General features: G+C 68.8%; 16 protein-coding genes. 11 read left to right on the forward strand and 5 right to left on the reverse strand.

What is annotated here, in order from left to right; all coding sequences use genetic code 11:
• Positions 1-91 precede the first annotated feature (91 nt).
• The 8 genes from GV790_RS21770 (at position 92) to GV790_RS21805 (ending at position 8,732) form a co-directional block, all read left to right on the forward strand.
• Positions 92-751, forward strand: a complete 660-nt coding sequence (locus GV790_RS21770) for a cyclodeaminase/cyclohydrolase family protein (RefSeq protein ID WP_163815478.1) — start codon at positions 92-94, stop codon at positions 749-751.
• Positions 752-1,168: 417 nt separating this feature from the next.
• Positions 1,169-1,468 (forward strand): hypothetical protein, encoded by a 300-nt coding sequence (locus tag GV790_RS21775; RefSeq protein ID WP_163815452.1) that lies wholly within the window; start codon positions 1,169-1,171, stop codon positions 1,466-1,468.
• A 218-nt stretch (positions 1,469-1,686) separates the two neighbouring features.
• Positions 1,687-2,892 (forward strand): glycosyltransferase family 4 protein, encoded by a 1,206-nt coding sequence (locus GV790_RS21780; RefSeq protein WP_163815566.1) that lies wholly within the window; start codon positions 1,687-1,689, stop codon positions 2,890-2,892.
• On the forward strand, positions 2,889-5,000 hold the full coding sequence (locus GV790_RS21785; RefSeq protein ID WP_163815480.1) for an amylo-alpha-1,6-glucosidase: 2,112 nt from the start codon (positions 2,889-2,891) through the stop codon (positions 4,998-5,000). Before GV790_RS21780 ends, GV790_RS21785 begins: the two co-directional genes overlap by 4 nt.
• Positions 5,001-5,107: 107 nt before the next feature.
• The gene (locus GV790_RS21790) at positions 5,108-5,875 is read left to right on the forward strand and encodes a L,D-transpeptidase (protein ID WP_163815482.1); all 768 of its coding nucleotides are present in this window, start codon (positions 5,108-5,110) and stop codon (positions 5,873-5,875) included.
• Positions 5,876-6,000: 125 nt separating this feature from the next.
• On the forward strand, positions 6,001-6,726 hold the full coding sequence (locus GV790_RS21795) for a hypothetical protein (protein WP_163815485.1): 726 nt from the start codon (positions 6,001-6,003) through the stop codon (positions 6,724-6,726).
• 136 nt (positions 6,727-6,862) lie between these two features.
• Positions 6,863-7,861, forward strand: a complete 999-nt coding sequence (locus GV790_RS21800) for an Acg family FMN-binding oxidoreductase (protein WP_163815487.1) — start codon at positions 6,863-6,865, stop codon at positions 7,859-7,861.
• 10 nt (positions 7,862-7,871) lie between these two features.
• The gene (locus GV790_RS21805) at positions 7,872-8,732 is read left to right on the forward strand and encodes a universal stress protein (protein WP_163815490.1); all 861 of its coding nucleotides are present in this window, start codon (positions 7,872-7,874) and stop codon (positions 8,730-8,732) included.
• A 49-nt stretch (positions 8,733-8,781) separates the two neighbouring features.
• On the opposite strand, the gene GV790_RS21810 is transcribed toward GV790_RS21805, so the two are convergent.
• Entirely contained in the window at positions 8,782-11,064 is a 2,283-nt protein-coding gene (locus GV790_RS21810; RefSeq protein ID WP_309139024.1) for an excinuclease ABC subunit UvrA, read from the reverse strand.
• Between the two features lie 61 nt (positions 11,065-11,125).
• Between GV790_RS21810 and GV790_RS21815 the strand changes: the two genes are divergently transcribed.
• On the forward strand, positions 11,126-12,097 hold the full coding sequence (locus GV790_RS21815) for a helix-turn-helix transcriptional regulator (RefSeq protein WP_256673450.1): 972 nt from the start codon (positions 11,126-11,128) through the stop codon (positions 12,095-12,097).
• A 17-nt stretch (positions 12,098-12,114) separates the two neighbouring features.
• Here the strand turns inward: GV790_RS21815 and GV790_RS21820 are convergent, their stop codons facing one another.
• A complete protein-coding gene (locus GV790_RS21820; RefSeq protein WP_163815492.1) occupies positions 12,115-13,158 on the reverse strand; it encodes an alpha/beta fold hydrolase in 1,044 nt (347 codons plus the stop codon).
• A gap of 278 nt (positions 13,159-13,436) precedes the next feature.
• On the opposite strand from GV790_RS21820, the gene GV790_RS21825 reads away from it, so the two are divergent.
• Positions 13,437-14,351: an ABC transporter ATP-binding protein gene (locus tag GV790_RS21825; RefSeq protein ID WP_163815493.1), complete on the forward strand. Its 915-nt coding sequence runs from the start codon at positions 13,437-13,439 to the stop codon at positions 14,349-14,351.
• Positions 14,348-15,937 (forward strand): ABC transporter permease, encoded by a 1,590-nt coding sequence (locus GV790_RS21830; protein ID WP_163815496.1) that lies wholly within the window; start codon positions 14,348-14,350, stop codon positions 15,935-15,937. The genes GV790_RS21825 and GV790_RS21830 overlap by 4 nt, the downstream gene beginning before the upstream one ends.
• A gap of 63 nt (positions 15,938-16,000) precedes the next feature.
• On the opposite strand, the gene GV790_RS21835 is transcribed toward GV790_RS21830, so the two are convergent.
• From GV790_RS21835 to GV790_RS21845, 3 genes are all read right to left on the reverse strand, one after another.
• On the reverse strand, positions 16,001-17,251 hold the full coding sequence (locus tag GV790_RS21835) for a cytochrome P450 (RefSeq protein ID WP_175585974.1): 1,251 nt from the start codon (positions 17,249-17,251) through the stop codon (positions 16,001-16,003).
• Positions 17,252-17,687: 436 nt separating this feature from the next.
• On the reverse strand, positions 17,688-18,809 hold the full coding sequence (locus GV790_RS21840; protein WP_163815500.1) for a cytochrome P450: 1,122 nt from the start codon (positions 18,807-18,809) through the stop codon (positions 17,688-17,690).
• Between the two features lie 158 nt (positions 18,810-18,967).
• The gene (locus GV790_RS21845; protein ID WP_163815502.1) at positions 18,968-20,200 is read right to left on the reverse strand and encodes a cytochrome P450 family protein; all 1,233 of its coding nucleotides are present in this window, start codon (positions 20,198-20,200) and stop codon (positions 18,968-18,970) included.
• Positions 20,201-20,207 lie beyond the last annotated feature (7 nt).

The following is a 20,207-nucleotide window of genomic DNA, read 5'->3' on the forward strand; positions in this document are numbered from 1 at the left end:
CCACGGCTATCTCACCGCCTGCCACCGGCCACACCGGCGTCGCGGTAGCGTGAGTGCGCCCCGTCGTAGCACAACGAAAGGCCACACCGCCGTGTCGCAGCCGTCCACCTCGCATCCGGATCTCGCGCCGAGCTTCGCCGACGCCACCGTCGCCGGATATCTGGCCGATCTGGCGGCCAAGGTGCCCGCACCCGGTGGTGGCGCCGTCGCCGCCCTGCACGCCGCTCAGGGCGCGGCGCTGATCGCGATGGTCGCCCGCTACACCACCAGGGCCAAGGACGCCGAGCATCGTCCGGTCGTGGACCGGATCATCGAGGCGGCCGATGCGGCTCGCTTGCGGGCGCTGGCGCTCGCCGATGCCGACGCCGCCGCGTTCACCGCGGTGGGCGCGGCCTACAAGCTGCCCAAGACCACGCCCGAGGAGACCGAGGCCCGCGGCGCGGCGATCACCGCGGCGCTGATCGAGGCGGCCCGGGTGCCCGCGGCGGTGGTCGACGAGGCCGACGAGGTGCTGTCGCTGGCGGCCGAACTGCTGCCGATCGGCAACCCCAATGTGGTCACCGATATCGGCGCCGCCGCCGATGCCGCGCGCGCGGCCGCGACGAGTTCGCGACTCAATATCGAGATCAATGTCGGCTCGCTGTCGGCCGAGGACGGCGCCGCCTTCACCGCCGCGCTCGGCCGGATCGAGACCATCACCGCCCGCGCGGACGCTCTGCACGCCGACGTCCTGCGTGCTGTGCGCGGCTGACACTTCCGCACCCGGCTCTCCCACCATCGGCCCGGCTGCTCCGGCGGCCGGGCCGATGCGCGTCCGGAGTACCCAGAAATAGATAGCTCACACATAGCCAGCGCGGCCTAAAACCGCTAAACGAACCCTCCGACGTCACGGTCCGCCCCGCCCGAAAGCCACCGGCTCCCACCACAACTGCACTGTAGATGCCCGATTCGGCGAATATTCCGCCCCAGAATCCTCGTTCGACCTGCGAACTGCCGAGTAGGTAACTGAGTGCGCGTACACTGGGCCGCGGTTACGTGATACGCATCACTCCACGTACCGATTTTCAGGCTTCACCTGCTTTGTGCGTCACCACGAGTCACCAGCGCGATCGGCAGCCGCAACGGCTGCCGTAACTGATAGCTCGAGCTCGACATGCAGGAGGTAACGGTGAGGATCGGGTACATCACGGCGCCCCCGGCGCTCGAACCGGAACTGGACCGCGAGGCGGAACAGGAATCCAGGATCGACGTCATCACGGTGCGCCAGGTCGTTTCCAACATCGCGGACTGCTCGGCCGATCCCGGCGAGCTGACCGTGGGTCAGGCACGCCGCGCCCATGACATCCACCGCTACTGCTCACCCGAGTGCCTGGTTCTACGCCGAGCCAGGTACACCCTGAACGCGACGGCCACCGGCCGCGCGGCGTTCACGCTGGCCCCGGATCGGGCGGGAGCCGGCGCCGTGTAGATCAATCCGCGAGGGCGTCGGACATTCGTCAGTTGTCCGTGCGGCAGTGCGCTGCCGCCTGCTTGCGCCGCACATCTTCGGCGCCAGTGATTTTCAGTTGCTACCAGCTCCACCCATCGGCCGACGGCCACGTTCTGCGCGCGCTGCGGCCACTGTTGAGGAGGGTTACGTTGAGCACCATTTTCACCCACGAGGACACCGATTCCGACTCCGACATCCTGGGCCGAAAACCCGGCAGCGACGCGTTGAACGGCGCCGCCCGCAACCGGCAACTGAGCATCGTTCTCGTCGCTCCCCCCTATTTCGATGTCCCGCCCGCCGGCTACGGCGGAGTGGAGGCGGTGGTCGCCGAACTCGCCGACACCCTCGTCGCGCGCGGTCACCAGGTCACCCTGCTCGGTGCCGGAAAGCCGGGCACCGCAGCGGAATTCATCCCGGTGTGGGATCGCATCCAGGCCGACCGGCTCGGCGATCCGTTCCCCGAGGTGGTCAACGCGCTCAAGGTCCGGCGCATCATCGAGGATCTGGCGCGCCGCATGCCCATCGACATCATCCACGACCACACCTTCGCGGGCCCGCTCAACGCACCCGCCTATGAGGCGCTGGGTATTCCGACCGCCGTCACCGTGCACGGCCCGGTCGACGGCGATATGTGCGACTACTACGGCGCACTCGACGAACACACCCGGCTGGTCGCCATCAGCGATCGCCAGCGCGCGCTGGCCCCGTCGTTCAACTGGATCGCCCGCGTGCACAATGCCTTGCGGCCGAGCGAATGGCCGTTCCAGGTGGAGAAGAAGGACTACGCGCTGTTCCTGGGCCGCTATGCCACGTACAAGGGTCCGCACCTGGCCCTGCACGCCGCGCACGAGGCCGGTATTCCGTTGATCCTGGCCGGTAAATGCAATGAGCCGCCGGAAAAGGCGTTCTTCGCCAAGGAAATCGAACCGCTGCTCACCGAGCGCGATCACGTCTTCGGTGAGGCCGATGCCGTGGCCAAGCGCAAACTGCTCGCCTCGGCGCGCTGCCTGCTGTTCCCGATCCGCTGGGAGGAGCCCTTCGGCATCGTGATGATCGAGGCGATGGCCTGCGGCACCCCGGTGGTGGCGTTGCGCGGCGGCGCGGTCGAGGAGGTGATCGTGGACGGGGTCACCGGCATCATCTGCGACGACCCGGCCGAACTGCCCGCCGCCATCGCCAAGGCGGGCGATCTGGATCCGTATGCCTGCCGCAAGCGCGTGGAAGAACTTTTCGGTGTCGATCAGCTCGGTGCCGGATACGAGGCGGCCTATTACCGCATACTCGAAGCGTGGGACGAATCCCATCGCCCGGCAGATGAATTGACCACCGTCGAGCTCCGGCGCAGCGGCCTGCTCGGTCTGCGTGCGGACAACGGCACGACACCGGCTTGGAGTCGAGCATGAGCGAGCCCCTCAGGGTCCTCAATTCCGGTCAACCCGCCGCCGTCAACGGCGGCGGGGGGACCATCACCCTCGTCGAAGCGAGCACCTTCTGCCTGTCCGATCAGCTCGGCGATATCCATGCGGGGACCTCGCAGGGCCTGTTCTATCGCGACGCTCGGGTGATCTCGCGGTGGGAGCTGCGGCTGGACGGCCAAGCGCCCGAACAGCTCACGGTGCTCACTCCCGAGGCGTTCAAGGCGCGGTTCATCATGCGCAAGCAGCCGCGCCAGGGCGTCGCCGACAGCACCGTTCTCGTGGTGCGTAAACGCATGATCGGCCAGGGGCTCAAGGAAGCGGTCATCGTGCAGAACCTCGGTCACGAGGACACCGCGATCACCGTGACACTGTTCGCCGACGCCGATTTCGCCGATCTGTTCGCCGTGAAGGAGGGCCGCAAGCATCTCGGCAGCGCCGAAGCCCAGTCCGTCGACGGCGAACTGCACCTGATCGATCACACCGATCCCGGCCGCGGCGTCACCATCAGCGCCACCGGCGATCCGGTGATGCTGCCCGGCACCGTCACCTGGCAGGTGGTCGTGCCCGCGCACGGGCAGTGGAAGACCGAGATCCTGGCCCAGCCGGTGGTGGCGCACCGACGGGTGCAGATGGCCTTCGGTGACGATGAGGACAGCCCGATCAGCAGGCTCAAGGCCTGGCGGGCCACCGCCACCGATCTGACCGCCACCGATTCCCGGCTCACCCAGGTGCTGCAACGCACCGAAAGCGATCTGGGCGCCCTGCGCATCGATGGCCGCGGCGACGGGTCCCCGGCCTATGTGGCCGCGGGCGCGCCCTGGTTCATGACGCTGTTCGGCCGCGACAGCCTGCTCACCTCCTGGATGGCGCTGCCCTTGGATTCGGCGCTTGCGCTGGGCACCTTGCGCCAGCTGGCCAAACTCCAGGGCACCAAGGTGGAACCGATCACCGAGGAGGAGCCGGGCCGGATCATGCACGAGATGCGGCACGGCCCGGCAGGCGGTCAGGTGCTCGGCGGCGAGGTGTACTACGGCTCGATCGACGCCACCCCGCTGTTCGTGATGCTGTTGGCCGAATGCTGGCGCTGGGGCGCCGACGAATCGGTGATCCGGGAGCTGCTGCCGGCCGCGGACGCCGCCCTGGCCTGGATCGATGAATACGGCGACGCCGATGGCGACGGCTTCATCGAGTACCGCCGCAAAACCGACCGAGGTCTGACCAATCAGGGCTGGAAGGACAGCTACGACGCGATCAACGACGCGAGCGGGCATCTGGCCGAGCCGTCCATCGCGCTCAGCGAAGTCCAGGGCTACGCCTACGCCGCCCGGCTGGCCCGCGCCGAACTGGCCGAACATTTCGGCGACCACGAGACCGCGGTGCGGCTACGCGGCCAGGCCGAGGACCTCAAGTCCCGGTTCGACGACGCGTTCTGGGTGGCCAAGAACGGCTGGTACGCGATCGCCCTTGACGGCCACAAACATCAGGTCGACGCGCTGACCAGCAACGCCGCCCAATGTCTGTGGACCGGCATCGTCGCCGACGAACGCGCGGCCGAGCTGATCGACAAGCTCGCCGACGCCTCGATGGACTCCGGTTTCGGGTTACGCACCCTGGCCGCCACCATGGGCGCCTACAACCCGATGAGCTACCACAACGGCTCGGTGTGGCCGCACGACACCGCCATCGCGGTGGCCGGGTTGCAGCGCTACCGCCACATCCCCGGCGCCAGCGAGCTGGCCGAACGGCTCACCACCGGTCTGCTCGACGCCGCCGCCGAGTTCGGTGGCCGGCTCCCGGAGTTGTTCTGCGGCTTCGGCCGCGCCGAATTCCGCTCCCCGATCCCGTACCCGACCTCCTGCTCGCCGCAGGCATGGGCCAGTGCGGCGCCACTGCTGCTGGTGCGCTCGTTCCTCGGACTCACCCCGTGCGTACCGAACCGGCGGCTCATCGTCACCCCGCGACTACCGCGGCGCTGGGGCAAGCTCGCGCTCACCGATATGCGGCTCGGGCCCGCCACGGTCACCCTGCACGCGGAGGGTTCGGAAATCCACGTGCACGGACTACCCGACGACTGGCAGCTGGTGACCGAGTAGCCGCACCGCGCCTCGCGTAACGAGCAGGCAACGGCCGGTGTCGTAGTTGATCATGCGCGCCTAGACTGGACTTCTGCCCACCACACCGTCTCGAAGGGGGTGGAGCCATGCGAAGCGTAGTTCGGCACCTGTTTCTGGCCGCCGCGATCATGGCATTGGCCATGGTCGGTTCGGGCGCGGCGAACACCATGATGATCGACCGATCTCCGCCCGGCGCGGATATCGGTACGGTCGCCTCCGTCACGCCCTCCGGCGGACGCACGGTCGGCATCGCCCATCCGGTGACGGTTCGATTCGACAGCGATGTCGCCGATCGGGCAGCCGCCGAGCGCGCGCTGGCGATCACCGCCGACCGGCCACTGACCGGCACCTTCTCCTGGGCCGGCGCCAGGCAACTGACCTGGACACCCACCGGGTACCTGCCCGCGAACGCCACCATCGGTGTGCGCTTCGGCGATCAGGTCCGCACCGAGTTCGCCACCAACGCCGGTGTCGTCGCCGATGCGGACATGTCGGCGCACACCTTCACCGTCAGCATCGGCGGTCAGGTGGTGCGGGTGATGCCCGCCTCGATGGGTAAGCCCGGCTGGGAGACCCCGACCGGTACCTTCCCGGTGCTGGAGAAGTTCCGGCACATCGTCTTCGACTCGCGCACCATCGGCATCCCATTGGATTCACCCGAAGGCTATCTGATCGATGGTGAGTACGGGGTGCGCCTGACCTGGAGCGGTGTGTTCGTCCATTCGGCACCCTGGTCGGTCGACTCGCAGGGCAATGCCAACGTCAGCCACGGCTGCATCAACCTCGCCCCCGGCGACGCGGCCTGGTACTACGAGAACGTCGGCATCGGCGACCCGGTCACCACGCACTGGTGACCACCGCACCACGCGCCGGGCAGGTCGGACGACCGCCCGGGCGGGTGTCGTGAGCCCCCATCGCACCGTCGGTCCAGTACAAATAGGTGGACCTGACGGAAGAACCTGACGAAGGTGGGGGCGTTATGGATCGACGGGACAGTGCGCGCGGGGACGAAGCGCCGTCCGAAACGAGCGGCGCGAACGCCGACTATGTGGGCGAATGGGCCGATTGGATGTCGCCGCTGCCCGCGCCGAAGAAGATCGCGCCCGGCCGGCCCGCACCGCCCGGCCAGGGCCCGCCGCGGCGGATCGGCCGCCCCGAGCCGATCGAACGCCGTCACGGACTACGCCGGGTGGCCACACTGATGCTCGGCCTGCTCGGCGCCGGCGCCCTGCTGGCCGCGGCGTATGTGCGGTTCGGTGGACCGGACACCGATGCCGCGCCCGCGCGGGCTCGGCCGGATCTGGTGATTCCGGCGCCGTCCGGCGATCCGGCCGCGTGTGCGCCGGAACGGGTGGGGAACCGGATCCAGGGCAATGCCGCCGGTGGGGACGATTCCGGGACGGCGGCCATCTTCGCCTTCCAGCACGCGTTCTACGTCGCGCGCTCCGGGGAGCAGGCCCGTACCGTCGTCGCTCCCGGTGCGGCCGTGCCCTCGGCGGCCGATATCCAGCGCGGCATCGATTCGGTGCCTGCGGGTACCACCCATTGCCTCGCGATCAGTCCCGGCGCCTTCGTCGGTCAGTACACCGTCGTCGTCACCGAGTACCGGCCGCAGACCCAGCCGATCACCTACAACCCCCAGCTCGTCACCACCGCCACGGTCGGCGGGCGCACGCTCATCACCGGGATCAGTCCCATCGCCTGAGCCTGCGGCACTCGTTCGACTCCGCGCGGTCAGCTGCGCGGCAGCCGTACCGCTCGACGGGGCCCGGCGTCGCGGTGTCCGACATGCGGACCGACGACCCTGGTCAGGCACCTGCGGGAGGAGCACACTCGCAGATATGACCAACATCGACGAAGTTCGGATCCCCGAGCATCCGACAGTGCTGGCCGCGTTGCGGCTGGCCTGCCGGGCGCCGTCGGTGCACAACACCCAGCCCTGGCGCTGGGTCTTCGACGGAACCCGGCTCCACCTCTACGGCGACGGCGAACGCAGGCTGCATTCGGCCGATCCCCAGGCCAGGCAACTGGTGATCAGCTGCGGCGCGATGCTGCACCACGTGAGCACCGCGTTCGCCGCGCGCGGCTGGCACACCGATATCACCCGGCTGCCCGACCCGGCGCACCGCGACCATCTGGCGACGGTCGAGTTCCGGCCCTGGCCGGACCCGCCGCAGCGGCTGCTCGCCCTCGCCCGTGCGATCGATCGGCGCCACACCGACCGGCTGCCGATGCTCGCACCACCGCGCTGGGACGAGGTCGGCCCCGGGGTGCGCACCCTGGTCTCGGCCTACGATATCGCCTTCGACGAGCTCGACGATGCGGCGCGGCCGCGCCTGGCCGCGGCCTCGGAACAGTCCTCGGCCCTGCGCCGCCACGATCCGCATTACCAACACGAATTGCACTGGTGGGCGGGCAACAGCGCCAACCTGGACGGGATCCCGGCGACTGCGCTGGCCTCGAACGCGGAACTCGCGCAGGTCGGCGTCGGGCGCGATTTCCCGGCCGGGCCTCGCTCGCTGCGGCGCGGCGAGCTCGACGATCACGCCCGGCTGGCGGTACTCAGTTCCCCCGAGGACGCTCCGCTGCCGTGGCTGCGCACCGGCGAGGCCCTGTCGGCCGTGCTGCTGGAATGCACCGCGGCCGGGCTGGCGACCTGTCCGCTCACCCACATCACCGAATTGCCGTCGAGCCGGCGCATCATCGCCGGACTGATTCCACGACCGGCCGTGCCGCAGGTGGTGGTGCGCATCGGCGCCGCGCCCGAGGAGCAGGAGCAGCCGCCCACACCCCGGCGCCCGGTCACCGAGTTCTTCACCGTCGAGCGCACCGCGCACTGAGGAGCAGGCCATGTCCACCGACAGCGCACCGGTCGTCGTCGGCGCCGACGGCTCCCGATCCGCCATCGGGGCGGTGCGCTGGGCCGCTGCCGATGCCGCCCGCCACGGCAGCCCGCTGCACATCGTGTACGCGATCGGTGTGCCGATCGACGTGGGCCCCACCCTCGGCTATGCGCCGATCGACGCCGAGAGCTACCGCAAGGCCGGGCAGGAGGCGCTGGCCGAAGCCCGTGAGATCGCCACCGCCGCGGCCGCGCCCATCGGCCCGATCGAGATCGAGACCCTCGTGCGGGAAGCCGCGCCCGTCCCGCTGCTGCGTGAACGCTCCACCACGGCCAGGATTCTGGTCGTCGGCACCCGTGGTCTCGGCGCACTGCGGCGCGGACTGCTCGGTTCGGTGAGCACCTCGCTGGCCCGGCACGCGCACTGCCCGGTCGCGGTGATCCCGGAGTTCGCCGAGCGCGCGCAGGGTCCGGTGGTGGTCGGTACCGATTGTTCGCCGAGCAGCGTGCACGCCATCGCCGTCGCCTTCGACCAGGCCACCCGCCGCGGTGCGGAACTGGTGGCGGTGACGGCGTGGTCGGAGTTCTATCGCTACTTGTCCCGGGCCGAGCTCGCGGCCGAGGCCGAGTCGAGACTGGCCGATGCCCTGGCACCGTGGCGCACCCGCTACCCCGAGGTCACGGTGCGCCAGGTGGTCGCCGAGGAGCGGCCCGCGCGGCTGCTGATCGATACCGCCGCGGAGGCTCGGCTGCTGGTGGTCGGTAGCCATGGCCGCGGCGGGTTCGTCGGCATGACGCTCGGCTCGGTCAGCCAGGCGGTGCTGCACGCCGCCGAGTGCCCGGTGATCATCGCCCGCTCGGCCTCCTGACCCAGCCGTCCGCCGGCTCGATGGCGTCGGGCGGGGTCGTCGCCGGGAATCACCCGATCGCTTCGCGCAGTGCCCGCCCGGTGGCCGACGCGGTGCAGGCGGCCAGCTGCTCGGGGGTGCCCTCGACGATGATCCGGCCGCCGCGACGACCGGGCCCCGGCCCGAGGTCGACGATCCGGTCGGCGCGCCGGATGACCTCCAGGTTGTGCTCGATGACGACCACCGTGTCGCCCTTGCCGACCAAGGCGTCCAGCACCGCGAGCAGGGTGTCGATATCGGACAGGTGCAGACCGGTGGTCGGCTCGTCGAGAATGTAGAGGGTGTGCTCGGCGCGGGCGGCCAGCTCCTTGGCGATCTTCAGGCGCTGGCATTCCCCGCCGGACAGTGTGGTCAGTGATTGGCCCAGCCGCAGATAGCCGAGGCCGACGTCGGCGATATGGCCGAGCGCCTTGGTGATCGCGGGGGTGCTCAGCCGTCGCAATGCCTCATCGACGGTCAGCTCGTCGATATCGGCGATCGAGAGACCGTCGACGCGGTAGCCGAGCACTTCCTCGATGAACCGCCGTCCACCGCAGGTTTCGCAGACCACCTCCTGACCGTCCATGAACGCCAGATCGGTGTAGATCACCCCGAGACCCTTGCAGGCCGGGCAGGCGCCGGTGGAGTTGGCGCTGAACAGCGCGGCCGGCACCGCATGACGACGGGCGAACAGCTGGCGGATGGCGGGCGCGATCCCGGTGTAGGTGATCGGCGTCGAGCGCCGGTTCGTACTCACCGGGCGCTGGTCGACGACGGTGGCCGGATGCTGTGCGGCGAGTTCGGCGGCGAGGCTGGATTTGCCGGAGCCGGCCACGCCGGTGAACACGGTGAGTACGCCGGTCGGGATGTCGACGTCGAGCCCGGCGAGGTTGTTGCGGGTGGCGTTCTCGATGCGGATCTTTCCCGCGGCGGTTCGTGGCGTTCGGGGGGTGCGCTGCTGACGCAGGCCGCGCCCGGTCGGGGTGTCGGCGCGCAGCAGGTCGTCGAATCCGCCCTGGAACACCACCCGCCCGCCGTCGGTGCCAGCGCCCGGCCCGATCTCGACGATCTGATCGGCGATCCGCAGCACGTCCGGATCGTGTTCGACCACGAGCACCGCATTGCCCTTGTCACGCAAGCGTTTCAGCAGTTCGGTCATCGCGCGCACGTCATGCGGGTGCAGCCCGATGGTGGGTTCGTCGAAGATGTACAGCATTTCGGTGAGGCTGCTGCCCAGATGCCGGATGGTCTTGATGCGCTGGGATTCGCCGCCGGACAGCGTCAGCGTCGGGCGCGACAACGTCAGATAGCCGAGTCCGATGGCGACCAGGGCGCCGAGTCGCTCGCGCAAGGCGTCCACCACGGGCCGCACGGCCGGTTCGCGCACTCCCCCGACGACCTCGACCAGCTCGTCGATCTCCATTCGCCCGAGTTCGACGATGGTGTGGCCGAGCACGGTCGCGGTGCGGGCCGCGGCTGTGAGCCGTTCGCCGTCGCACTCGCGGCACCGCTCGGTGCGCGTGAAGCGTTGCACCACCGCCTGTTTGCGTTCCGACATCTCATCGGCGGTGTGCAGGTAGATCCGCTCGAACCGTTCCACGACCCCCTCGTAGTCCTTGGGTGGACGGGTGCCGAGCCGCGCGGCCGCCGCGCCGCCGTAGAGCAGGGCGGCACGTTCGTCGGGTGTCCACTCGCGCAGCGGCGTCGCCGGATCGAAGGATCCGATATCGGCGTACTGCTTGTACCAGTACTGGCCGTTGCCGAAGCCGGGCAGCAGGATCGCGCCCTGCTCCAGGGACTTGTCCAGGTCGAGCACCCGCTCCACGTCGGTGGCCAGGGTCTCGCCCAGTCCCGCGCAGGCCGGGCACATGCCCGCCGGATCGTTGAACGAGAAGTGGTTGGACTCGCCCACATACGGCTCACTGGCCCGGGAGTACAGCAACCTCAGGTAGGTGTAGGCGTCGGTGATGGTGCCGACGGTGGAGCGGGCGTTGCCGCCGAGGCGCTTCTGGTCGATCACCACCACCGGTGAGAGTCCGTCGATCGCGTCGACGTCCGGCCTGCTCCAGCGCGGCAGGCGATTGCGGACGAACGGCGGATAGGTCTCGTTGAGCTGATATCCGGCCTCGGCGGCGATGGTGTCGAACACCAGCGACGATTTACCCGAACCGGACACCCCGGCGAAGACCACGAGCTGCCCGCGCGGGATGTCGATATCGACCTCACGCAGATTGTTGGTCCGTGCTGCCCGGATGCGGATCGCGCGCTCCGGTGCGGTCGCCGGTCGGGTCGGTGCGGTAGCTGATCGAGTCACACTGTCGACGGTAGGCCCAGATGCGGACGGATCTTGACCGCAATCGGCGGACAATGGAGGTATGTCCGATACCACCGGCCGGATGCTGGAACTGCTGGCCACCTTGCAGACCGGGCGCCGCTACAGCGGCCGGGATCTGTCGGCCAGATTGGGCGTGAGCGCCCGCACGCTGCGCCGCGATATCGATCGGCTGCGCAGCTACGGGTACCCGGTCACCACCCAGCCGGGGCCGACGGGCTACTACCAGCTGGCGGCCGGGCGCACACTGCCCCCGCTGGTCCTCGACGACGACGAGGCGGTCGCCACCCTCATCGCGCTGGCCCTGCTCGGCGCCACCGGCACCGACGAACCGCCGGCCAACGCGCACACCGATATCGGCGCCGCCGCCGACCGGGCCTTCGGCAAGATCGACCAGTTCCTGCCCACCCGGCTGCGATTGCGTGCCGAAGCCGTACGCGCGTCGCTCGAGGCGGCTCCGCTCATCGCGCCCGCGGTCGACGCCGAACTGCTGGCCCTGCTCGGGGCCGCCGCAGGCGCACACGAGCGGGTCCGGTTCGACTACATCGATAAGTCGGGCGCGCGCTCGACCCGGCGGGTGGAACCGTATCGCCAGGTCAACCTGCATCTGCGCTGGTATCTGCTGGCCTGGGATCTCGATCGCGCCGACTGGCGCACCTTCCGGCTGGACCGCATCACCGACGCCGTGGCCACCGGTGCCCGGTTTACCCCGCGCCCACTACCGGCCGAATCCGGTATCGCGTACCTACGGGCCGGGCTCACCGCCCGCAGGTATCGCGCGGTCGCCGTCGTCGACGCTCCCGCCGCGACGATTCGCGACGCGCTGAAATTCCAGGACTGCGATATCGAAGCGCTCGGCGCGGACCAGTCGCGGGTGGTCACCCGGGTGGATTCGTTCGAATGGCTCGTACTCCAACTCGCCCTGACCGGGGCCGATTTCACCATCGAGGAGCCCGTCGAATTCCGCGACCGCTGCCGTGAGCTGGGCGAGCGGCTCCTGCGCGCCGCGACCTGAGCCGTTCGCCGAGCCGCTCAGCGAGCCAGGAACTCGTCGATCACGCGCCAGGTCGTCTCGCGCGCCGCCGGCCCGGCCAGGATGCCCAGATGACCGCCGGGCACCTCCTCGAACCGCACCTCCGCACCGGTGAGCACGTCGAGCCCGGCCCGGGCCGCGGCCGCGGGCACGACCAAGTCGGTCCGGCTGCCCAGAATCAGCACCGGGCAGGTGAGTTTCGCGGTTTCGACCACCAGATCCGACCGCAACCGGATGGTGCCGGTGACCAGCTCATTGCGCAGGATGAACGATCGGTGGATCTGCCGGTAGAGCCGGCCGGGATAGCCGGGCATCATCGCCATGAACCGGTCGATGGCCTCCATCCGGGCCAGCGCGTCTTCGTCCAGGATGTTGCGCGCCACGAACAGCGGGCGGGTGAGCTCACGCTGGAAGGCCTGCACCCGGAACCCGGTGCGCACGATGTAGCTGGGGATCCCGCCGAATACCCGGGTGGCCAGATCGACTTCGCGTCCACCGGTGACCGCACCGAGCATTCGCAGCGGCGCCACCGTCACGGTTTTACGCTGATCGAACGGCGGAGCGATGGCGGTGATGGAGGCGATCGGCAGATCCGCGTGCCCGGCACCGGCCAGTACGGCGAGGATGCCGCCCAGCGACCAGCCGATGACCTCGACGTCCGCGCCGTTGTGCTCCTGGCTGACCCGCCGGATCGCGGTCGGGACGATGTCGTGGGTCCATTCCTCCAGCCCGAGGTCACGGTCGGCGTAGGTCATCTGGCCGTAGTCGATGACGTAGGGCTGCCTGCCGGTTTCCAGCAGGAACTGCACGAAGCTCTGCCCGTCGCGCAGATCGAAGCAGGCGGGGGTGACCGCCAGCGGCGGCACCAGCAGCACCGGGCGCTGGGTGGACGGTTCGTCGCGATCGAACCGGCGCAAGCAGCGGTGCGGCTCGTCGTAGACGACCGTCGACGGCGTGGGCGCGTACGGCTCGATACCGTCACCGAACGACAGCGACCAGATATTGCGCGCAGCGCGCGGTAGATCCCCCACTAGCGACACCATGTGAGCCCCTCTACGCCTTTCAACCTCGGCAACGCGATAACTTACTATAGGGTAAGTTAACCGTGGCTCTCAACTTGTGGCGTCGATCACTCGGCCCCACGGCCGGTCGGAGCGCGGTGTGTGAACGACCGGTCATCCTGGCCCGCGCCGCCGCGGCGAAGGACGACGATGGCGGCGGCACCGATCGAGCAGCCACGCACGCAGGCAGCCCGGTACGCCGCCACACCGGTGATTCCCGTTGACCCGCATCGACGTGCACGCGTCGCTACCGTTGAAACATGTCTGCGGCAATCGATATCACCAACCTGGTCAAGACTTTCGGCCGCACCCGCGCGCTGGACGGGCTCGACCTCCACGTCACCACCGGTGAGGTGCACGGCTTCCTCGGCCCCAACGGCGCCGGCAAATCGACCACCATCCGAGTTCTGCTCGGTCTCTTGCGCGCCGACAGCGGCACCGCCACGCTGCTGGGCGGTGACCCGTGGCAGCACGGCGCCGAACTGCATCGGCGGCTGGCCTACGTACCCGGCGATGTGAACCTGTGGCCCAACCTCACCGGCGGCGAGGTCATCGATCTCATGGGCACACTGCGCGGCGGACTGGACGAAAAGCGCCGCGCGCAACTGCTGGAGCGATTCGATCTGGACCCGACGAAGAAGGGCCGCACCTACTCCAAGGGCAACCGGCAGAAGGTGGCGCTGGTGGCGGCGCTGGCCTCGGACGTGGAGTTGCTCATGCTCGACGAACCGACCTCGGGACTCGACCCGCTCATGGAAGCGGTCTTCCAGGAATGCATCGCCGAGGTGGTGAAACAACACGGCCGTACCGTCCTGCTGTCCAGCCATATCCTGGCCCAGGTCGAGGCACTGTGCGATCGGGTAACGATCATCCGCCACGGCAAGGCCATCGAATCCGGCAGCCTCGCCGACCTGCGCCACCTCACCCGCACCTCGATCGCCTGCGAGACCACCCGCCCGCCCAGCGGGCTGGACGAGCTCGCAGGCGTGCACGATCTGGTGGTCGAGGGCAATCGCGCCCGGTTCCAGGTCGACACCGTCGATCTGGACGCGGCCATCAGCCACCTCACCGGCTTCGGTATCCGTACCCTCACCAGCCAGCCACCAACCCTCGAAGAGCTGTTCCTGCGCCACTACGGTGACGAGCTCGCGGCCTCGGGAGTGCAGGAATCATGACCACGACGACGCTCACCGGCACCGGTATCCTCACCCGCTTCTTCCTGCGCCGGGAACGCATCGCGCTGGCCTGCTGGCTACTCGGCGGCACCTTCGTCTACTACTCGCAGGCCGTCGGCGTGGACGTCGCCTATCCGACCCAGGCCGATCTGGACCGGGTCGCGGCCAGCATGCAGGGCAATGCCGCCATGGTGGCCATGGCGGGCCCGCCCCGGGTGCTCGACACCATCGGCGGCCAAGTGGCGTTCCAGGCCAGCGCTTTCGGGATGATCGTCGCCGGGTTGATGAGTATGTTCCTGATCGGCAGGCATACCCGCGCCAACGAGGAGACCGGCCGCGACGAGCTCATCCGTTCCGGCGTGGTCGGCAGGCACGCCGGGTTCACCGGCGCGACCATCCTCGCGGTGCTGGCCAACCTGGTCTACGGCGTGGCCGTGGCGTTGAGCCTGATCTCCTACGGATTGCCCGCGGCCGGTTCGATCGCACTCGGTGTCGGCGCCACCTGCGCCGGTCTGGTGTTCATGGCCATCGCATTGCTGGCGGCCCAGCTCACCGAGAGCACCCGCGCGGTCTACGGCATCACCGGGGCCGCGATCGCGGTGTCGTACGTGCTGCGCGCGGTCGGCGATGTGGGTAACGGGGTGTTGTCGTGGTTGTCACCGCTGGGCTGGGGGCAGGCCATGCGGCCCTACGACGGCGAGATCTGGTGGCCCGCACTGCTCTCGCTCGCCGTGGCCGTCGCGATCACACTCGCGGCGCGGCGGGTGCTCGATCATCGCGACTTCGGTGCGGGCGTGCTGCCACCACGCCCCGGGCCGGCGCGCGCGGGAGAATCCTTGCGGAGTGCATTCGGACTGGCCTGGCGATTGCAGCGCGGATCGCTCATCGGCTGGTCGGTCGGGATGCTGCTGGCCGGGCTGGCTTTCGGGTCGATCGGCGACGATGTGGGCGATCTGCTCGGCGACGTCGATCTCGGCGAGATGCTCGGGCAGGACGTCGGCAGCCTGGTGGACGCCTTCTACGCCATGTCTGCGGGATTGCTGGCGTTGATCGGTTCGGCCTACACGATCTCCGCCGGCCTGCGCCCGCGCGCGGAGGAAGCGGCCGGGCGGGTGGAGCCGCTGCTGTCCACCGATCTGCCGCGGCTGCGCTGGCTGGCCGGGCATCTGGTGATCATGCTGGCCGGCTCGGCGGTGGTGCTCGCCCTCGGCGGGTTCGGTATGGGGCTGATGTACGGCGCGATGACCGGGGACATGTCGCAGCTGCTTCCGCTGCTCGGCGCGTCGCTGACCTACCTGCCCGCAGTGTGGGTGCTGGGCGGAATCACGGTGGTGTTGTTCGGATTTCTGCCACTGGCCACCGTCGGCGCCTGGATCGCGCTGGCGTTCTGCTTCGTGGTGCTGATGTTCGGGGCGACCCTGAAATTCCCGGACTGGTTGATGAGCATCTCCCCCTTCGACAATATCCCGCTGGTGCCTGCGGTGGATTTCGCGGCGGCGCCGGTACTGATCACCGCGGTCGTGGCGGCGCTGCTGTGCGTGGTGGGCGCGTTGGGTTTCCGGCACCGGGACATCGAAACCAACTGATCGGTCCCCGCATCCGGCGCCGCGGCGGGCCGCTTCCCGGAGCGGCGGGAAGCGGCCCGAACCTCAGCGCACCGTCAATGGCGGCGAGGGCGGGAACACCACCGGCATGGCGGCCAGTGCACGGTGGAACGGGCCCGGACGCCAACTCAGCTGATCCGGCGGCACCGCCAACCGCATCTCGGGCAGCACGTCGAGCAACTGGTCGATCGCGTCCTGCACCACCAGGTAGGCCACCGATTTGGCCGGGCAGGCATGCGGGCCGGCGCTCCACGACAGATGCGAACGGTTGTCGACGTAGCGGCCGGCGCTGACCTCGGGATCGTTGTTGCAGCCGGTCATGCTGATCACCACGGGCTGATGCGCGGGCAGCCACACCCCGTCGATGAGGATCGGCTGGCGTGGATAGCTCACGCAGAAGTTCGCCATCGGCGGGTCGGTGAACAGCACTTCGTCGAGCGCGTCGCGGGTGGACAGGCTCCCGCCCAGCACGCTGCCGGCGAAGCGATCGTCGGTGAGCATCAACAGCACGGTGTTGACGATCAGGTTCTGCTGCGGCTCGATCCCCGCACCGTAGAGAGTGACCAGCTGATGGATCATCTCTTCCTCGGTCAGCGCCGCCGGATGATTCAGCAGCCGGGTGGCGATGTCGTCGGCGGGATTCACCCGTTTATCGGCGACCAATTCCATCACCGCTTCGGTGATCATCGCATTGCCACGCTCGGCGTCGATACCGTCGAAGATCGCCTGCATGCCGGTGGCCACCCGCTGCCCGAGTTCGGCTGGGAAACCGAGGATTTCGTTGAGCACGGCGAAGGTGAGCGGGAACGCGTACTGGCTGATCAGCTCCGCGGAGCCGGACTCGCAGAAGGTATTGATCAACGGGATCGCGATCTTTTCGACCGTGCTGTGCAGGGTGTGCAGGTCGACGCCATTGATGGCCTCGGTGTAGGCCTGCCGGTACCTGGCGTGCTCGGCGCCGGTGCTGCGCAGGGCTTGCGGACGCCATTCCAGCAGCGGCAGCACCGGGCAATCCGGCGGAATATCCTTCTGCCACACACGCGGATCGGCGGGAAAATGGTCCGGATCGTTGAGGATGCGCACCGCGGTGCGATATCCGATCACCAGGGTGGCGGGGACGCCGGGCGCCAGTTCTACCGGGACGAGGGCGCCGTAGCGTTCCCGCATCTCCCGATAGGCCCGGTGCGGGTCGGCGGCGAATTCCGCCGCGTAGAGCGAGATACGAGGCCCGTCGGTATCCATCGGCATGGCCCGGGTGACGGGACAGGATCGGCCGGTGTCGGCGAGTTGGTGCATGGTCACGATACGAACTCCAGGTCTGACCTCGGCGAGAAGCGACCGGACGGCGCCGGGTCACCGTCGGTCGTCGCCGTAGGGGCGGGCCAGGGCGCGCCGCTGCGCCCGTACGCCATGCCCACGAGAAAAACGATCGGCGAGGGCGGCGGCTCCGGCCGGCTGTGCGCACAGCCTCGAAGTCCACAGCCCCGCTGCCTGCTCCCGAACCGCGTTCGACAGCAGCGGTCTCACATACCCTCCGCCCCCTTCGTGCGGGCAACTCCCGGTGCCCGTGTACAGCTGCAGGCCCGACTGTACCGTCGCGGCGGGCGCTCCCGCGAGCGAACAGAAATACTCGTATTTCGTTGTGAGACTTCATCACATGACGGCTCACGCCTGGCAACCTGGGCGTGCGGCTACGCACGTTGCGAGCACGAACGTCGCGGGCGCGAACCCGTCAGTGAGTGGGCAGGGGCGGCGATTTCGGGAAGACCGCGGGCAGTGCCGACAGCGCGCGATGGAACGGGCCCGGCCGCCAGGTGAGCTGTTCGGCGGGAATCGCCAACGCCAGCTCCGGCAGCGCGTCCAGCAATTCGTCGATGGCGTCACACGCCACCAGATAGGCCACCGATCGTGCCGGGCAGGCGTGCGGGCCTGCGCTGAAGGCCAGATGCGAACGGTTGTCCGCGTACTGCCCGTTGTTGATCGCCGGATCGTTGTTGCAGCCGGTCATGCTGATCACCACCGGCTGGTGCGCGGGCAGCCACACCCCGTCCACCATGGTGGGCTGACGGGGATAGGTGCTACAGAAATTGGCCATCGGCGGGTCGGTGAACAACACCTCGTCGAGCGCGTCGCGGGTCGACAGGCTGCCGTCGAGCACACTGCCGGCGAACCGGTCGTCGGTGAGCATCAGCCGCAGTGTGTTGACGATCAGGTTCTGCAGCGGCTCGATGCCTGCCCCGTAGAGCACCACCAGCTGCTGCACCATTTCCGCGTCCGACAGCCCGGTCTCGTGCCGCAACAGCCGGGTGGTCAGGTCGTCGCCGGGCTCGCGGCGTTTGCGCTCGGTCAGCTCGGCCAGTGCCTGCTCCAGCATCGCGTTGCCCTGCTCGGCGTCGATGCCTTCGAAGATCGCGGCCATCCCGGTGGCCACCCGCTGACCGATATCGGGCGGGCAGCCCAGCAGCTCGTTGAGCACCGCGAACGTCAATGGGAAGGCGTACTGGCCGATCAGATCGACGCTGCCGTCCTGGCAGAACGAGTTGATCAGCGACGCCGCGATCCGCGCGACGGTCGCGTGCAAGCCGTGCAGGTCCACCTGGTTCAGTGCCCAGGTGTTCGCCGAGCGATAGCGCAGATGCTCGGCGCCGGTGGTACGCAACGCGGTGGTGCGGAATTCCAGCATCGGCAGCACCGGGCAATCGAGTGGAATGTCCTTCTGCCACATGCGGGGGTCGGCCGGGAAATGCTCGGGATCGTTGAGGATCCGCACGGCCGTGTGATATCCGATCACCAGCGTCGCGTGGATACCCGGTGACAGTTCGACCGGGACCAGTGGTCCGAAGCGCTCGCGCATCTCGCGATAGGCGCCGTGCGGATCGGCCGCGAATTCCGCCGAATACAGCGAAACCCGCGGCCCATCGGCATCGTGCGGAGATACGTGCCGAACCGGGCACGAACCGGTGGACGCGTTCGAATGGTGCGTTGCCCAGTTGAGACTCATCAAGAAACTTGTTACCGCTCCGCGCTCAGATAAACCGGTAGGTGCTGATGACCGTTGGAGACGAAGCTGACCACCGGCTGCAATTCGGACTCTTCAACGGCCAGTCGCAGGCCGGGGAACCGGGCGAACAACGCGGGCAGCGCCAGCTCACCCTCCATCCGCGCCAGCGGCGACCCCAGGCAGTGGTGGGCGCCGTAGCCGAAGGCGAGATGATCCTTGTTCTTCCGCTCCAGATCGAAGACGTCGGCGCTGGCGCCGTGCACCTTCGGATCGCGGCTGGCCGCGGCGTAGGAGGCCAGGATCGCCTCGCCCTTGGCGATGTGCACTCCCCCGTCGAGTTCGATGTCGTCCACGGCGTAGCGCAGCGGCAGATGCGCGACCGGCGCCTGGAACCGCAACGTCTCCTCGACGACGTCGGTCCACGGCACCCGGCCCGACTCCACCGCCGCGCGCTGCTCGGGATGGGTCAGCAGCGCGACGATGGCCTGGTCGAGCAGGTTGACCGTGGTCTCGTGCCCGGCATTGATGACCAGCATCAGCGTGTCGACCAGTTCCTTCTCGCTCAGCTGCGAGCCGTCTTCCTCGTCGCGTGCGGCGATCAGCGCACTGGTCAGGTCGTCGCCGGGATTCACCCGCCGATAGGTGACCAATTCGGTGACCAGCCCGTACATCTCGACGTAGTTGGCCCCCGCGGCTTCCTGACTGATGGTGGTGTCGAAATACCGGTCCACGCAGGTGCGCAGGCCCGCGTTCAATGCCTCGGGCACACCGAGCATCTCGGTGATGACCCGGATCGGCACCGGGTAGGCGTAGTGCGCCCGCAGATCGACCACCTCGCCGGCGGGCATCGCCGCGAGCGCGTCCAGCAGTTCGCCGGTGATCTGTTCGATGCGCGGACGCAGGGCGGCGGTGCGGCGCGCGGTGAACGCGCGCGCCACCAGCCTGCGCAGCCGCCGATGCTCGGTGCCGTAGGCGGTGAACATGTTGTCCACGGCGATCCACGGGAACAGCGGCCACTCCTGGGTGATCTCGCCGTTGATGAACGCCGTCCAATGTTGCCGGGGGTCCTTCGACACCCGCGGATCGGCCAGCAGGCTCTTGAGCGCGGCAGCGTCGGTCACCGACCACGCGGGCACCCCGTTGGGCAGCTCCACCAGCGCCGCCGGTCCACGCTCACGAAGCCGCGCGGCCTCCCCGTGGGTATCAGCGCCCGCCATGTCAAGGACGATCGTTTCGCGCTCCATCACAGCA

This window comes from Nocardia cyriacigeorgica (assembly GCF_010858045.1).
Lineage (GTDB): Bacteria > Actinomycetota > Actinomycetes > Mycobacteriales > Mycobacteriaceae > Nocardia > Nocardia cyriacigeorgica_E.

What these genes read in the sequence shown, in the direction of transcription:
- GV790_RS21840 (WP_163815500.1), bottom strand. Translation starts at nt 18,809, where the DNA reads ATGCGCGAGCGCTTCGGACCACTGGTCCCGGTCGAACTGTCACCGGGT.
- GV790_RS21785 (WP_163815480.1), top strand. Translation starts at nt 2,889, where the DNA reads ATGAGCGAGCCCCTCAGGGTCCTCAATTCCGGTCAACCCGCCGCCGTC.
- GV790_RS21790 (WP_163815482.1), top strand. Translation starts at nt 5,108, where the DNA reads ATGCGAAGCGTAGTTCGGCACCTGTTTCTGGCCGCCGCGATCATGGCA.
- GV790_RS21830 (WP_163815496.1), top strand. Translation starts at nt 14,348, where the DNA reads ATGACCACGACGACGCTCACCGGCACCGGTATCCTCACCCGCTTCTTC.
- GV790_RS21835 (WP_175585974.1), bottom strand. Translation starts at nt 17,251, where the DNA reads ATGCACCAACTCGCCGACACCGGCCGATCCTGTCCCGTCACCCGGGCC.
- GV790_RS21825 (WP_163815493.1), top strand. Translation starts at nt 13,437, where the DNA reads ATGTCTGCGGCAATCGATATCACCAACCTGGTCAAGACTTTCGGCCGC.
- GV790_RS21800 (WP_163815487.1), top strand. Translation starts at nt 6,863, where the DNA reads ATGACCAACATCGACGAAGTTCGGATCCCCGAGCATCCGACAGTGCTG.
- GV790_RS21820 (WP_163815492.1), bottom strand. Translation starts at nt 13,158, where the DNA reads ATGGTGTCGCTAGTGGGGGATCTACCGCGCGCTGCGCGCAATATCTGG.
- GV790_RS21845 (WP_163815502.1), bottom strand. Translation starts at nt 20,200, where the DNA reads ATGGAGCGCGAAACGATCGTCCTTGACATGGCGGGCGCTGATACCCAC.
- GV790_RS21815 (WP_256673450.1), top strand. Translation starts at nt 11,126, where the DNA reads ATGTCCGATACCACCGGCCGGATGCTGGAACTGCTGGCCACCTTGCAG.
- GV790_RS21805 (WP_163815490.1), top strand. Translation starts at nt 7,872, where the DNA reads ATGTCCACCGACAGCGCACCGGTCGTCGTCGGCGCCGACGGCTCCCGA.
- GV790_RS21795 (WP_163815485.1), top strand. Translation starts at nt 6,001, where the DNA reads ATGGATCGACGGGACAGTGCGCGCGGGGACGAAGCGCCGTCCGAAACG.